This is a genomic window from Pseudomonas benzopyrenica, assembly GCF_036884265.1.
In the GTDB taxonomy this organism is placed as follows: domain Bacteria; phylum Pseudomonadota; class Gammaproteobacteria; order Pseudomonadales; family Pseudomonadaceae; genus Chryseomonas; species Chryseomonas benzopyrenica.
In genome coordinates, this window is the sequence record NZ_CP145723.1 from 608,899 (window position 1) to 621,610 (window position 12,712).

Annotated in this window: 11 protein-coding genes; 1 reads left to right on the forward strand and 10 read right to left on the reverse strand. The window is 66.3% G+C overall.

Translation table 11 applies throughout. The features are described from left to right. Positions 1-19 precede the first annotated feature (19 nt). On the forward strand, positions 20-415 hold the full coding sequence (locus V6W80_RS02885) for an acyl-CoA thioesterase (protein ID WP_064309293.1): 396 nt from the start codon (positions 20-22) through the stop codon (positions 413-415). Here the strand turns inward: V6W80_RS02885 and V6W80_RS02890 are convergent. From V6W80_RS02890 to aroQ, 10 genes are all read right to left on the reverse strand, one after another. After that, a complete protein-coding gene (locus V6W80_RS02890) occupies positions 399-3,173 on the reverse strand; it encodes a hybrid sensor histidine kinase/response regulator (protein ID WP_338545803.1) in 2,775 nt (924 codons plus the stop codon). The two genes, V6W80_RS02885 and V6W80_RS02890, sit on opposite strands and share 17 nt — an antisense overlap. A 94-nt stretch (positions 3,174-3,267) precedes the next feature. Further along, entirely contained in the window at positions 3,268-4,551 is a 1,284-nt protein-coding gene (gene purD / locus V6W80_RS02895) for a phosphoribosylamine--glycine ligase (RefSeq protein WP_338545804.1), read from the reverse strand. 90 nt (positions 4,552-4,641) lie between these two features. After that, positions 4,642-6,234, reverse strand: coding sequence for a bifunctional phosphoribosylaminoimidazolecarboxamide formyltransferase/IMP cyclohydrolase (gene purH / locus V6W80_RS02900; RefSeq protein WP_160924116.1), 1,593 nt, complete (start codon positions 6,232-6,234; stop codon positions 4,642-4,644). A 66-nt stretch (positions 6,235-6,300) separates the two neighbouring features. Next, positions 6,301-6,618, reverse strand: coding sequence for a DNA-binding transcriptional regulator Fis (fis, locus tag V6W80_RS02905; protein WP_026083845.1), 318 nt, complete (start codon positions 6,616-6,618; stop codon positions 6,301-6,303). Further along, positions 6,615-7,607 (reverse strand): tRNA dihydrouridine synthase DusB, encoded by a 993-nt coding sequence (gene dusB, locus V6W80_RS02910; RefSeq protein ID WP_338545806.1) that lies wholly within the window; start codon positions 7,605-7,607, stop codon positions 6,615-6,617. Before dusB ends, fis begins: the two co-directional genes overlap by 4 nt. Before the next feature lie 155 nt (positions 7,608-7,762). Beyond that, on the reverse strand, positions 7,763-9,187 hold the full coding sequence (locus V6W80_RS02915; protein WP_338545807.1) for a DUF3426 domain-containing protein: 1,425 nt from the start codon (positions 9,185-9,187) through the stop codon (positions 7,763-7,765). A gap of 110 nt (positions 9,188-9,297) precedes the next feature. Further along, positions 9,298-10,173, reverse strand: a complete 876-nt coding sequence (gene prmA, locus V6W80_RS02920; RefSeq protein ID WP_338545808.1) for a 50S ribosomal protein L11 methyltransferase — start codon at positions 10,171-10,173, stop codon at positions 9,298-9,300. A 210-nt stretch (positions 10,174-10,383) separates the two neighbouring features. Further along, positions 10,384-11,730 carry an acetyl-CoA carboxylase biotin carboxylase subunit gene (gene accC, locus V6W80_RS02925; protein ID WP_064309286.1) on the reverse strand — a complete coding sequence of 449 codons (1,347 nt, stop codon included), beginning with the start codon at positions 11,728-11,730 and terminating at the stop codon, positions 10,384-10,386. A 16-nt stretch (positions 11,731-11,746) separates the two neighbouring features. Then, a complete protein-coding gene (accB, locus tag V6W80_RS02930) occupies positions 11,747-12,208 on the reverse strand; it encodes an acetyl-CoA carboxylase biotin carboxyl carrier protein (RefSeq protein ID WP_017641057.1) in 462 nt (153 codons plus the stop codon). A gap of 53 nt (positions 12,209-12,261) precedes the next feature. Continuing rightward, complete coding sequence (gene aroQ, locus V6W80_RS02935) at positions 12,262-12,708, reverse strand: type II 3-dehydroquinate dehydratase (protein WP_017641056.1); 447 nt, start codon at positions 12,706-12,708, stop codon at positions 12,262-12,264. Between the last annotated feature and the right edge of the window lie 4 nt (positions 12,709-12,712).

Genomic DNA, 12,712 nt, shown 5'->3' on the forward strand with positions numbered 1-12,712 from the left:
GGAAATTCAAGGAGCCCTGATGAACTTCCATACCCGTAAGTGGGTGAAACCCGAAGACCTCAACGCCAATGGCACCCTGTTCGGCGGCAGCCTGCTCAAGTGGATCGACGAGGAGGCGGCGATCTACGCCATCGTGCAGCTGGAAAACCCCAAGGTGGTGACCAAGTACATCTCGGAGATCAATTTCATCAGCGCCTCGCGTCAGGGCGACATCATCGAACTGGGCATCACCGCCACCGAGTTCGGTCGTACCTCCATCACCCTGAGATGCGAGGTGCGCAACAAGATCACCCGCAAGAGCATCCTCACCATCGACAAGATCGTCTTCGTCAACCTGGACGAGGAAGGCAATCCGGTGCCCCACGGCAAGACCCGGATCACCTACGTCGAGGACAGGTTCAAGGAGTCGCCTTAAGTCCGGCGCGGGTCACATCCAGTCGGCGCCGCTCGGCCCAGTAGAGCAGCAGTTCGCGCAGCTGGGAGAGTTCGATCGGCTTGCCCATGTGGCCGTCCATGCCGGCCTCCTGGGCGCGATCCTTGTGTTCGGCGAGGATATGGGCGGTCAGGGCCACCACCGGGGTGCGCGAACGATGATTCTGCTGTTCCCAGGCGCGTAGCCGGCGGGTGGCGCCGAAGCCGTCCAGCAGGGGCATCTCGCAATCCATAAGGATGAGATCATAGGTGTTCTGCTGGAGCTTTTCGAAGGCCTCCAGGCCGTTGCTCACGGTGTCGGGTTCGACCCCGAGTTTCTTGAGCATGCCGCGGATCACCTTGACCGAGATGCTGTTGTCTTCGGCCACCAGCACGCGGAAGTCGCTGGGAATGCCGCTGGGCTGTTCCTGGGGCTCGGGTTCGCTGACCCGCTGGCCACGGCGCGACAGCTCGTCGGCCAGGGTGGCCCTGAGGGTATAGCCGGCCACCGGCTTGGCCAGCACCCGCTTGATGCCGGCGTTGCGCGCGATGACCTTGCTCGGCGCATTGCTCAGGCCGGTGAGCATGATCAGCAGCAGGTCGTGGTTGAGATTCTCGTCTTCGTTGATGCGCGCGGCGAGCTGCATGCCGGTCATGCCCGGCATCTGCTGATCGAGCAGCACCACGTCGAAGTATTCCCGCAGGTGCGACTGGGTGCGCAGCAGGGCCAGGGCCTCGCGCCCGGAGGCGGCGGTGACCGCCTGCATGCCCCAGGCGCTGCACTGCTGCTGCAGGACCTTGCGGCACAGTTCGTTGTCATCGACCACCAGCACCCGCACGTCCTGCAGCGGATAGTCGCTGTCGCCGCGCGACAGCACCAGGGCCTGGGCCGGGATGGGCAGGCTGATCCAGAAGCTCGACCCCCCCTCGGCGTTGTTCTGGATGCCGAAGTCGCCCTGCATCAACAGCACCAGCTGGCGAGCGATGATCAGGCCGAAATCCAGGCTGTCGGTATCGCCGGTGAGGAAGTCGCGGCTGTTGAGGTGGGTGGACAGCAGCTGGCGACTCAGCGCCGCGTCCAGCGGGGTGCCGCTGTCCTGGACCGAGATGCGCAGGCGCGGCGCCTGGCCGGTGGCCTCTTCCAGAGAGATCACCAGCAGGATCTCGCCTTCTTCGGTGCGCTGGAAGGCGTTTTCCAGCAGGTTGAGCAGGATCTGGCGCAGGCGGGTGGGATCGCCGATGAAGCGCCGGGGTACCTGGGGCTGGATGAAGCTGAGCAATTCGACGCGGTGTTCCTCGGCGCGGGGCCGGAAGATGTCCAGGCAGTCGTCGAGCAGGGCATTGAGGTCGAAGGTGACCTCTTCCAGTTCGATCTGACCGCTTTCCAGGCGGGTGATGTCGATGATCTCGTTGATCAGATTGAGCAGCTCGGCGCCGGCGCTGTGAATGGTCTGCACATAGTCGCGCTGCTTGGCCGACAGAGCGGTGCCCTGCAGCAATTCGGTCATGCCCAGCACGCCGTTCATGGGGGTGCGGATCTCGTGGCTGATGCGCGAGAGGAATTCGGCCTTGCCCTTGAGCTCCGCATGGTTGGCCACGCGATCACGGGTACGGGTGAAGTGCTCTTCGCGCAGGTAGCGGCGGCGCTCCTCCAGGGCCAGGGTGAGCAGGATGCCGCTGAACATGCAGCTGGCGATCAGGCCGCGGCCCATCCACACCGGGGGGTTGGCATAGCCGGCCAGAATCGGCAGCGCGATCAGCCCGGCCAGGGCCAACAGGGCACAGCTCACCACCAGCAGGCGGGCATAGCGGGCGCCCTGGTGCCAGCGCTCCACGGCGATGCCCAGGCAGGCGAGCAGGGCCAGGCCGTTGACGGCCATCAACCAGTCGCCGACGTAGATATCGCCGGCGGCGATGCGACCCACCGCGGCCAGGCCGACCACGGCCAGCAGGACTCTGACCAGCTGACGCATCCAGGGTGGCAGGCGCCGCCAGCCAAAGAAGGCGCCGATCAGATTCAGCCCGGCGGCGCTGCAGGCCAGCACCGACAGATCGGTCAGCAAGGGCGCCTGGCCCTTGAAGCTGCCGAGCAGGAACTTGCTCAAGCCGAACAGGTTCAGCGCCACGCCCACCAGCATCACCAGCAGCAGGGTCAGGGCACTGGTGGCACGACTGCGGTGATAGAGCAGCTGGACGCCGTTATACAGCGCCAGCATCGCCAGGCAACCCAGCAGTACGCCGAACATCACCAAGCGGTGAGTGACCTCGGCTTCGGCACTGCTGCTCAGGGTCAGGGCGATCCGCAGCGGCTGGGGCGATTCGAACCTCAGGAAGAGGTCGAGCGGCTCATCGCTGTGCGGAATCGGAAAGACGAAGTCGCGACTGAGCTGCTGCGGATTGAGCAGCGGTCGCGACAGGCCATCGCGGATCTCGCTGAGCAGTTGAGCGTCGCGGTAGGCGAAGAAGTCGAGATAGCCCACATTGGGCGAAATGATGCGCAGCAGACGCTGTTGGGTATCTGGCTGGATGCGGGTGTGCAGCCAGAGCGCGCCGGTGCCGGCGGGGCGGTGGGCCTTGGCGGCGGTCAGCGGCTTGAAGGCGGACAGGCGGTCGCGGACGTCGTCGAGCGAGAATTCGCCGGTGACGTCCTCATACTGCGCCCAGCCCGCATCCGGCGTGTTCTCGGCCTGTACGGAATTGGCCACCAGCAGCAACAGCAGCCAGCTGATCACAAAGCCTATGGCGATCCAGAGCCGGTGCACGAGAGTTCCCTTCGCGAATGCGGACGTCGAGTATAGATCAGCTAGTCACGTCTGTTGACGTAACAGTGTAACAGGCTGATCCCTTGGGCGAGCTTCACTGTCGCTCGCGAGCGATGGCGCGGTAGCCGATGTCGCTGCGGTGGAAGCAGCCATTCCAGGAGATTTTCCGGGCTAGCACAGAGGCGTTCTGCTGGGCGGCGGAGACCGTTTCGCCCAGGGCCGTGGCGCACAGCACCCGACCGCCGGCCGTCACGACCTGACCGTCGCGCAGGCTGGTGCCGGCGTGGAACACCTTGCCCGGCAGGGCCGCGGCAGCTTCGAGACCGGCGATGGCATCACCCTTGGCATAGTCGCCCGGGTAGCCGCCAGCGGCCAGGACGATGCCCAGGCTCGGGCGCGGATCCCAGCAGGCTTCGATCTTGTCGAGGGCCTCGGCCAGGGCGGCTTCCACCAGCAGCACCAGGCTGGACTGCAGGCGCAGCATCACCGGTTGGGTCTCGGGATCGCCGAAACGGCAGTTGAATTCGATGACCTTGGGCGCACCGCTCTGGTCGATCATCAGACCGGCGTAGAGAAAACCGGTGTAGACATTGCCTTCGCGGGCCATGCCGGCCACGGTGGGTTCGATGATTTCGCGCATGACCCGGGCGTGGACCTCGGGGGTCACCACCGGCGCCGGGGAGTAGGCGCCCATGCCGCCGGTGTTGGGGCCGCTGTCGCCGTCGCCGACGCGCTTGTGGTCCTGGCTGGTGGCCATGGGCAGCACGTTCTTGCCGTCGACCATGACGATGAAGCTGGCTTCCTCGCCGTCGAGGAATTCCTCGATCACCACCCGCGCCCCGGCATCGCCGAAGGCGTTGCCGGAAAGCATGTCACGCACGGCGTCCTCGGCTTCGGCCAGGGTCATGGCGACGATCACGCCCTTGCCGGCGGCCAGACCATCGGCCTTGATCACGATGGGCGCACCCTGCTCGCGCAGATAGGCCAGGGCCGGCTCCACCTCGGTGAAGTTGGCATAGGCGGCGGTGGGGATCTGGTGCCGGGCCAGGAAGTCCTTGGTGAAGGCCTTGGAGCCTTCCAGCTGGGCCGCGCCGGCGGTGGGGCCGAAGCAGGGCAGGCCGCGGCGGCGGAACAGATCGACCACCCCGGCCACCAGCGGCGCCTCGGGACCGACGATGGTCAGCTCGACGTTGGCGGCGGCGAAGTCGGCCAACTGGTCCAGGGCCAGGACGTCGAGGGCGACGTTCTCGCACTTGGCTTCGGTGGCGGTGCCGGCGTTGCCAGGAGCGACATAGACCTTGGTGACCCGCGTGTCCTGGGCGACCTTCCAGGCCAAGGCGTGTTCGCGACCGCCGCTGCCGATGATGAGTACATTCATGAAGCTTTCCTCTGGGCGGACCGCACGTGGCCATCCGCCGTTGACGATGGAGTCGACGCCGAAGGCCCGATGCCTTCTGCGGGGTGGGCCTTAGTGACGGAAGTGGCGCATGCCGGTGAAGACCATGGCGATGCCGGCTTCGTCGGCGGCGGCGATGACTTCGGCGTCGCGCATGGAGCCGCCCGGCTGGATCACCGCGGTGATGCCATTGGCCGCGGCGTTGTCGATGCCGTCACGGAAGGGGAAGAAGGCGTCCGAGGCCATGACCGCCCCGGCCACGGCCAGACCGGCGTGCTCGGCCTTGATGGCGGCGATGCGTGCCGAGTTGACGCGGCTCATCTGGCCGGCACCGATACCCACGGTCTGCTGGCCCTTGGCATAGACGATGGCGTTGGATTTGACGAACTTGGCCACCTTCCAGGCGAAGATCAGGTCCTGCAGCTCCTGTTCGCTGGGCGCGCGCTGGGTCACCACCTTGAGGTCATCGGCGGTGATCATGGCGATGTCGCGGCTCTGCACCAGCAGACCGCCGTTGACGCGCTTGAGGTCCAGGCCGGGCTTGCGCTCGGCGGGCCATTCGCCGCATTCCAGCAGGCGGACGTTGGCCTTGGCCGCCACCACCTCGCGGGCCTCGGCGCTGACGCGCGGGGCGATGATCACCTCGACGAACTGACGTTCGACGATGGCGCGGGCGGTCTCGGCGTCCAATTCGCGGTTGAAGGCGATGATGCCGCCAAAGGCCGACTCGCTGTCGGTGGCATAGGCCAGTTCATAGGCCTGGCGGATGTCGCCGGCCACGGCCACGCCGCAGGGGTTGGCGTGCTTGACGATGACGCAGGCCGGCGCGTCGTAGCTCTTCACGGTTTCCAGGGCGGCGTCGGTGTCGGCGACGTTGTTGAAGGACAGTTCCTTGCCCTGCAGCTGGGTGGCGGTGGCCACACAGGCTTCGCTGGCGTGCTCGACATAGAAGGCGGCCTGCTGGTGCGGGTTCTCGCCGTATCTCATGTCCTGCGCCTTGATGAACTGGGCGCTGAAGGTGCGCGGGAAGGCGGCGCGGCCTGCGGTGGACAGGGTCTCGGCCTGCTGGTCGATGCTGCCCAGGTAGTTGGCGATCATGCCGTCGTAGGCGGCGGTGTGCTCGAAGGCCTTGAGCGCCAGGTCGAAGCGCTGGGCATAGGTCAGGCCGCCGGCCTTGAGGTCGTCGAGGATGGACGCGTAGTCGCTGGCATTGACCACGATGGCGACGTCCTTGTGGTTCTTCGCGGCGCTGCGGACCATGGTCGGCCCGCCGATGTCGATGTTCTCGATGGCATCGGCCAGGCTGCAGCCGGGCTTGGCCACGGTGGCGGCGAAGGGGTAGAGATTGACCGCGACCAGGTCGATCGGACGGATGCCGTGTTCGCTCATCACTTCGTGGTCGACGCCACGACGACCGAGGATGCCGCCGTGGATCTTGGGATGCAGGGTCTTGACGCGACCGTCCATCATCTCCGGGAAGCCGGTGTAGTCGGCAACTTCCACCGCCGGGATGCCTTCGTCGCGCAAGAGCTTGTAGGTGCCGCCGGTGGACAGGATTTCCACGCCGATGGCCGCGAGTTCACGGGCGAAGTCGACGACGCCCGTCTTGTCGGACACGCTGATCAGCGCACGGCGGACGGGGAGGCGAGAGGTCTGGTCGGTCATGGTCATGTCCATCAGGAGGAAGAAGACCGCCGGTCAAGCCCCCTGGGCCGCCGGCGAGGAGGCGGATCAGAGCAGGTCGTACTGCTTGAGCTTCTTGCGCAGGGTGCCGCGATTGAGCCCGAGCATCTCCGACGCCTTGGTCTGGTTGCCCTTGACGTAATTCATCACGCTTTCGAGCAGGGGTGCTTCCACTTCGCAGAGCACCATGTTGTAGACGTCGGTCACCGGCTGCCCATCGAGGTGGGCGAAGTAATTGCGCAGCGCCTTTTCCACGCTGTCGCGCAGCGTCTGGCCTTCCTGCAGGGGAGCGGTCAGGTGCTGCTTGAGGTCGCCGTTGTCACTCACGGGCGCTGTTCCAGTCAAAGTCTCGGTCATCGAATTCATGCCACCTGCTTCCCGGTCGGGGGCTGCGCGAAGAACGCGCGAATGCTGGCGTGCTGGGCTTGGGTGTCTTGCAGTCGGTTGAACTGGGCGCGCGATTCCGCGGCGCCCGGCCGGTCGGCCAGGTACCAGCCGACGTGCTTGCGGGCGATGCGCACGCCCATTTCCGGGCCGTAGAAGGCGTGCAGGGCGTCGAGATGCTCCAGCAGGATGGCCTCCACCTCGGCAGCGCTGGGCGCCGCCAGGTGTTCGCCGGTCGCCAGGTAGTGGGCGATCTCGCGGAAGATCCAGGGCCGACCCTGGGCGGCGCGGCCGATCAACAGGCCGTCGCAGCCGGTGTGTTCGAGCACCTTGCGGGCCTTTTCCGGGCTGTCGATGTCGCCGTTGGCGAACACCGGGATGTCGACCGCCTGCTTGATGGCGGCGATGGTGTCGTACTCGGCGGCGCCGAGGAACCGGTCGTCGCGGGTACGGCCATGCACGGCCAGGGCCTGGATGCCGGCCGCCTCGGCCAGCTGCGCGATGCGCAGGCCGTTGCGATTGTCGGGATTCCAGCCGGTGCGGATCTTCAGGGTCACGGGCACGTCCACTGCCGCCACCACGGCGGCGAGGATCTCGGCCACCAGGGCCTCGTCCTTCATCAGCGCGGAGCCGGCGGCCTTGTTGCAGACCTTTTTCGCCGGACAGCCCATGTTGATGTCGATGATCTGGGCACCCAGTTCGACATTGCGCTGGGCCGCTTCTGCCAGCATCGCCGGATCGCCGCCGGCGATCTGCACTGAACGCGGTTCCTGCTCGCTGGCGTGGATCAGGCGCAGCCGCGACTTGCGGCTGTCATAGAGCCGCACGTCACTGGTCACCATTTCCGACACGGCCATGCCGGCGCCGAGTGCCAGGCACAGGCGCCGGAAGGGCAGGTCGGTGACCCCGGCCATGGGCGCGAGAATCAGCGGATTGGGCAAGGTATAAGGGCCGATGCGTACCATCGACATATCTTTTTCCCTGGCGAATAGGCGCCTGTTCCGCCTGCGCCGGAAACCGGCCGCGGACAGGGGCTGCTGTGCTTGAAAAGGGTTGGGAATGATACCCGCTCGCCGCCTCGGGATAAAGCGCGAGTTGGCTAGTTTATGAGCAATTCACCCTGGGGCTACTCCGGCGAGAAGAAGCTCAGACTGTAGTTCACCGCCCGCGGGCCGGGGTCGAGAATGTCCAGCGCGATGTGGATCGGCGTCTGCGGCGGCATCTCGTCCTGGCCTTTCAGTTCGCCATTCAGGTATTCGCCCGGCTTGAAACGGCGGCTGGCGAGCAGCTGGCCGTTGAGGTCGGCGAAGCGCAATTCCAGCATCGGAAAGGGCTGCGAGAAGGGCGCCCGGTTGTAGAGGATGGCATCGACGCGCAGGGCGCCAGAGAATTGCGGATGGCTGCGCACCACTAGGTTGCTGCTGCGGATCTGCTGGACATCGACCTTGGACGGCACCTTGCAGCCCAGGCTAGCACAGGCCTGGACGAACAGCGGGCGATAGCTGTCCTGCCGTGCCAGTTCGTCGAAGTGGTAATAGACGTACTGGCCGGCCAGGCCGAGCAGTGCCAGCAGGCAGAGCAGTAGCCACAGCAGGCGGCGCCCCCAGTGTGGGCGCTGCTGGTGACTGTCCAGTTGCAGCGGTTCGTCGTGCAGGTCCAGCAGCGGATCGTCCTGCCATTCCGGCTCGCTGCGCAGGACGCCCGCGGACTTGGCCGCCGGCGCCTCGTCGTCGCGGTCGGCGCTGAGAGGTTCGACTGCGGGCTCCTGCCAGTCGTCGAGGCGGCCCAGGCCGGGTTCGGCGCGTTCGTCTTCGTCGGCCTCGACCCGGCCGAGTGCCGGCTCCTGGCGCTCGGTCGGGGCGGCGGTGAGGGGCGCGGGCGGCGTGGCCGGGGCCGGTTTCAGCGGGGCGCGCAGGGCCGTGAGCGGGGCCGCCGGCGCGACGGCAGGCAAGGGGCTGATGGCTGGCTCGGACTCTGGTTCCGACGCGAATGCGGGTTCCGGCGCAAGCGCTGGTTCCGGTTCGGCGGCGGTGAGGGGCGCAGACAGCGGTTCGGGCTCGAACGCCACTTCGGGCTCGGTCGGCAGGCGCAGGAATTCCGGCTCAGGTTCGCGTGCGGCGGATAGGGCGCCAAGCGAAGGCAGCGCGAAGGCCTCCTCGTCTTCCTGGAGGCGACGGGCAGCCAGGCCTTGGGCCGGTGCCGGTTCTTCCCGCGGCGTGGTGACGGCAGGCGGCGCGGCGATGGCGGGAGGCGCAGTCGGCGCGCGGCGCTGTTCTTCCAGGGCGCCCAGGCGAGCAACCTCGGCGTCCAATTCCAGATGGCTCAGGTCTAGTTCGTCATGGGGCCAGGCCGCTTCACTGGGCGTCGGCGCCGGCATGGGCGGCGCGGGCACGGGTTCCGGTGCCGTCAAAGGCGCGGCCTGATTGCTGGCGTTGAACACTTCCAGGCAGACGCCACAGCGTACGTCGCCATCCGCGGCGGCCAGGTGTTCCTGGGTGACGCGGAAGCGGGTATGGCAATGCGGACACTGAGCGACGAGGGATTCGGTCATGGCGAGGCGACAGCCAGGGAATTTAAGCGCGCTAGTGTACCCGAAGGCCCAGGCGAAAGAAGGGGCTCCACCGGGCCGCCGGGTAAGCGGCCTGGTGGAACTTTGGCCGATCAGCGGCGGCGGGTCCCGCTGATGCGCACCCAGCCGTCCAGGGTGGCGGTGGGCTCCAGGTCGAAGCAGCCGACGTAGGCGGCGCGCACGTCCTCGGCCTGCTCGGCGAGGATGCCGGAAAGCGCCAGGCGCCCACCGATGCGGGTCAGGCGGGTGATTTGCTCGGCCAGGCCGACCAGCGGACCGGCAAGGATGTTGGCCACCACCACGTCGGCCGGCTCGTCTGGCAGATCGGCGGGCAGATAGAGCGGAAAGCGTGCCGGGTCGATGCCGTTGCGATTGGCGTTCTCCCGCGAGGCTTCCAGGGCCTGGACGTCGATGTCGGTGCCCACGGCGCGCTCGGCGCCCAGCAGCAGGGCGGCGATGGCGAGGATGCCCGAGCCGCAGCCGAAATCCAGCACCTGCCGACCTGCGACCGGTTCGCCGTCCAGCCATTGCAGGCACAGCGAGGTGGTGGGATGGGTGCCGGTACCGAAGGCCAGGCCCGGATCCAGCAGCAGATTGACCGCCTCGGGTTCCGGGGCCTCGTGCCAGCTGGGCACGATCCACAGCCGCTGGCCGAAGCGCATGGGCTGAAAGTTGTCCATCCAGCTGCGCTCCCACTCCTGGTCTTCCAGGCGCTCCACCTCGTAGGTCAGGCCGTTGGCCAGCAGCTGCACGCGCTGTTCCAGAGCCGCGGCGTCGGTGTCGCCTTCGAACAGCGCCAGCAGGTGGGTCTGGGACCACAGCGGGGTGGTGCCCAGATCCGGCTCGAAGATCGGCTGGTCTTCGGCGTCCATGAAGGTCACCGAGACCGCACCCAATTCGAGCATGAGGTCTTCGTAGGTTTCCGCCTGGGCGGGGGTGAGGGCGAGGCGGACTTGCAGCCAGGACATGGTGGGCTACCTGAATCGGGTCAAAGCGGGGAGGGTAAATGAAAACGGGCTGCCCGAGGGCAGCCCGTTTACTAGGTAAGAAGCCGACGGGGCGAGCGAGCTAGGTCAGGCAAGGCGGAAATCGCCGAGGAAGCGCAGTTTACATAGAGTAAATGAGCATTCCGAGGCGGTTTCCAACGCAGCCTGGCCGACGCGCAGCCGTCACGCTAGTTAGTGGCGCATGCCGAGCTTCTTCTCCAGATAGTGGATGTTCACCGCGCCCTGGCCGAAGGCCTGGTCGCGGGTCAGCATCCGGTGCAGATCGGCGTTGGTCTTGATGCCGTCGACGATCAGCTCGTCCAGGGCGTTGCGCATCCGGGCCATGGCTTCGTCGCGGGTCTTGCCCCAGGTGATCAGCTTGGCGATCAGCGAATCGTAGTTCGGCGGAACCTTGTAGCCGCTGTACAGGTGCGAATCGACCCGCACGCCGTTGCCGCCCGGGGCATGGAAATGCTTGACCAGGCCCGGGGAGGGCATGAAGGTCTTGGGGTCTTCGGCGTTGATCCGGCACTCGATGGCGTGACCGGTGATCTTGATGTCTTCCTGCTTGATCGACAGTTTGTTGCCAGCGGCGATGCTGAGCATCTCCTTGACGATGTCGACACCAGTGATCATCTCGGTCACCGGATGCTCCACCTGCACGCGGGTGTTCATCTCGATGAAGTAGAAGCGGCCGTCTTCGTAGAGGAATTCGAAGGTGCCGGCGCCCCGGTAGCCGATGTCGATGCAGGCCTTGACGCAGCGCGCCAGGACTTCTTCACGGGCCTTTTCGTCGATCTGGGGCGCAGGCGCCTCTTCGATGACCTTCTGGTGGCGGCGCTGCAGCGAGCAGTCGCGATCGTAGAGGTGCACGGCATTGCCCTGGCCATCGGAGAGTACCTGGACTTCCACGTGACGCGGATTGCCGAGGAACTTCTCCATGTAGACCATGGAGTTGCCAAAGGCGGCGCCGGCTTCGGTCTGGGTCAGCTTGATCGATTTGATCAGCTCGGCCTCGTCCTCCACCACGCGCATGCCACGACCACCACCGCCACCGGCGGCCTTGATGATCACCGGATAGCCGACTTCGCGGCCGATGCGCAGGCACTCGGCCTCGTCATCCGGCAGGGCGCCATCGGAGCCCGGTACGGTGGGTACGCCGGCCTGCTTCATGGCGTTCTTGGCGGAGACCTTGTCGCCCATCAGGCGAATCACGCTGGCGGTGGGGCCGACGAAGGCGAAACCGGACTGCTCCACCTGCTCGGCGAAGTCGGCGTTCTCGGCGAGAAAGCCGTAGCCGGGATGGATGGCGGTGGCACCGGTGACTTCCGCGGCGCTGATGATGGCCGGGATGTTCAGGTAGGACAGGGGCGAGGGGGCCGGGCCGATGCACACCGATTCGTCGGCGAGGGACAGATGCATCAGTTCGCGGTCGGCGGTGGAATGAACCGCCACCGTCTTGATGCCCAGCTCCTTGCAGGCACGCACCACGCGCAGGGCGATTTCCCCGCGGTTGGCGATCAGGACTTTTTCCAGCATCGTGGGCTCCACGGGCTTAGACAATGGTGAACAGCGGCTGGTCGAATTCGACGGGCTGACCGTTCTCGACCAGCACCTGGCCGATGGTACCGCTGGCTTCGGCTTCGATGTGGTTCATCATCTTCATGGCTTCGACGATGCACAGGATGTCGCCTTTCTTCACCTGCTGGCCGACTTCGACGAAGGCCGGGGTGGTGGGCGAGGACGCGCGGTAGAAGGTGCCGACCATGGGCGAGCGAGCCACGTTACCGGTCAGTTGCGGAGCGGCGGCTTCGGCAGGAGCGGCGGCGGCCGGCGCAGCGGCCGGAGCCGGAGCGGCGACCGGCGCGGGGGCAGCGGCGTAGACGGTCTGCATGCCTTGGTTGCGGCCGGTGTTGCGGCTGATGCGTACGGACTCTTCGCCTTCGCGGATTTCCAGCTCGTCGATACCGGACTCTTCCAGCAACTCGATCAGTTTCTTGACTTTACGGATGTCCATTGGCGTTGGCTCTCCCCTCGGGTTCAGGTGATGTTCTGGATATTGAGTCGCGCTCAGCCGCGGGCGGCGAGCTGTTCGCAGGCGGCTTCCAGGGCCAGGCGATAGCCACTGGCACCGAGCCCGCAGATGACACCGACCGCCACGTCGGAAAAATAGGAGTGGTGGCGGAAGGCTTCGCGCTTGTGCACGTTCGACAGGTGCACTTCGATGAATGGGATGCTCACCGCGAGCAAGGCGTCACGTAGGGCGACACTGGTATGGGTGAAGGCAGCCGGATTGATCAGGATGAAATCCACCCCTTCGTCGCGCGCGGCGTGGATGCGTTCGATCAGCAGGTGCTCGGCGTTGCTTTGCAGAGACTGCAGGCGATGCCCCGCCGCGGTGGCGCGGGCTTCGAGATCGGCATTGATCTGGGCCAGGGTGGTGGCACCGTAGACGCCCGGCTCGCGGGTACCCAGCAGATTCAGGTTGGGCCCGTGCAGTACCAGCAGATGCGCCATAGCC